The organism is Pseudomonas sp. KK4, assembly GCF_001984065.1.
GTDB lineage: Bacteria > Pseudomonadota > Gammaproteobacteria > Pseudomonadales > Pseudomonadaceae > Aquipseudomonas.
Window position 1 is genome coordinate 1 of record NZ_LYVP01000237.1, and the last position, 1,852, is coordinate 1,852.

Genomic DNA, 1,852 nt, shown 5'->3' on the forward strand with positions numbered 1-1,852 from the left:
CGCGAATGCGGTGTATCAAACAACATTGATGTCCAATGACACACCGCATTCGCGAGCAAGCCCGCTCCCACAGGGGGTTTTGAGGAGATTCAGCAAATGCTGCAAGTCGACAAGCTGCACCAGTATTACGGCGGAAGCCACATCCTGCGCGGCCTGACGTTTGACGTGAAGGTCGGTGAAGTCACTTGCCTGCTCGGGCGCAATGGCGTGGGCAAGACCACCCTGCTCAAGTGCCTGATGGGCCTGTTGCCGGCCAAGGAGGGTGCGGTGAATTGGGAGGGCAAACCGATCACCACTTTCAAGCCGCATCAGCGGGTGCATGCCGGGATTGCCTACGTGCCCCAGGGCCGCGAGATCTTCGGTCGGCTGACCGTGGAAGAAAACCTCCTGATGGGCTTGTCGCGTTTTCCTGGCAGTGAAGCGAAGGAAGTGCCAGCGTTCATCTACGAGCTGTTCCCGGTGTTGCTGCAAATGAAACAACGGCGCGGCGGCGACCTGTCCGGTGGTCAGCAACAGCAACTCGCCATCGGCCGCGCACTGGCCAGCCGCCCGCGTCTGCTGATCCTCGACGAACCCACCGAAGGCATCCAGCCTTCGGTGATCAAGGAGATCGGTGCCGTGATCAAGAAGCTCGCGGCTCGGGGCGACATGGCGATTCTACTGGTGGAGCAGTTCTACGACTTCGCTGCCGAACTGGCCGATCAATACCTGGTGATGTCCCGGGGCGAGATCGTGCAACAGGGGCGCGGCGAAAACATGGAAGCCGAAGGGGTGCGCGGACTGGTCACCATTTGAGCCGTCCCGATCACGCACAGCACCAATTTGTCGCACTCGGATTTCTCCGGTGCGCCACATTGGTGCGCAAAACCCATCACCCCCCTCATCCTGCTTGAAATAGCTGGCGGCACAGCCTTTGCAATCGTTTTGATGACATCACAACAAGCACTGACTATGACTCTTCCCGCTTCCGGCGCCTTGTTCACCCCCAGTTGGCACGCCGAACTGGAACTGGGCTACGCCCGTTTCGGCGACAGTACGCGCCCGGCTCAGCGCCGGCACCAAGGCCCGCTGCGGGTGCAGAAACACCTGTATGCCGAAGGCCCCGAGGTGTGCCAGCACATCATCGTGCACCCGCCGGGCGGGATTGCCGGGGGCGATCGGCTGGACATCTCGGCCAGTGTCGGCCGCGAGGCCTGGGCGCAGATAACCAGCCCTGGGGCGGCCAAGTGGTATCGAGCAGCCGGTCCGGCCTATCAGCAATTGCAATTGAACGTGGCCGCCGGCGCGACCCTGGAATGGCTGCCCCAGGAAACGATCATTTTCAGTGCGGCGCAGGCCGAGCTCAGCACGGTGATCGACCTTGAAGGCGATGCCCGGTTGTTCTACTGGGACGTGGTGGCCCTGGGTCGCCCGGCCAGCGGCGAACGCTTCGACCTCGGGCACTTCCAGGCCCGCCTGGATATCCGTCGCGACGGCCAGTTGCTCTGGCACGAACGCCAGCGCATTGTGGGGAACGACGGTTTGCTCGATTCACCGATCGGGCTGGACGGGCAACCGGTATTCGCCACCTTGCTGGTGACCGGGGAAATTGACAGCGAATTGCTGGAAACCTGCCGCTCGCTGCCCAATGACGTGCGCGGGGATTTGACCCAGTTGCCCGGCCTGCTGGTTGCGCGGTGCCTGGCCAGTGAAGCGCTGCTGGCGCGCGGCTGGCTGATCGAATTATGGCGATTGCTCAGGCCGGCGTTGCTCGGCCGGGAAGCGGTCCCGCCCCGAATATGGAGCACCTGAAACGCGATCCGAATGTGGGAGCGGGCTTGCTCGCGAATGCGGTGTATCAAACAACATTGAT

The 1,852-nt window shown here is 62.3% G+C and carries 2 protein-coding genes; both read left to right on the forward strand.

Translation table 11 applies throughout. The annotated features are described in order from the left end of the window. The first annotated feature begins 96 nt into the window (after positions 1-96). A complete protein-coding gene (urtE, locus tag B0W55_RS29260) occupies positions 97-795 on the forward strand; it encodes an urea ABC transporter ATP-binding subunit UrtE (protein WP_008031204.1) in 699 nt (232 codons plus the stop codon). A 156-nt stretch (positions 796-951) separates the two neighbouring features. Further along, positions 952-1,791, forward strand: coding sequence for an urease accessory protein UreD (locus B0W55_RS29265; protein ID WP_077049369.1), 840 nt, complete (start codon positions 952-954; stop codon positions 1,789-1,791). The last annotated feature ends 61 nt before the right edge of the window (positions 1,792-1,852 follow it).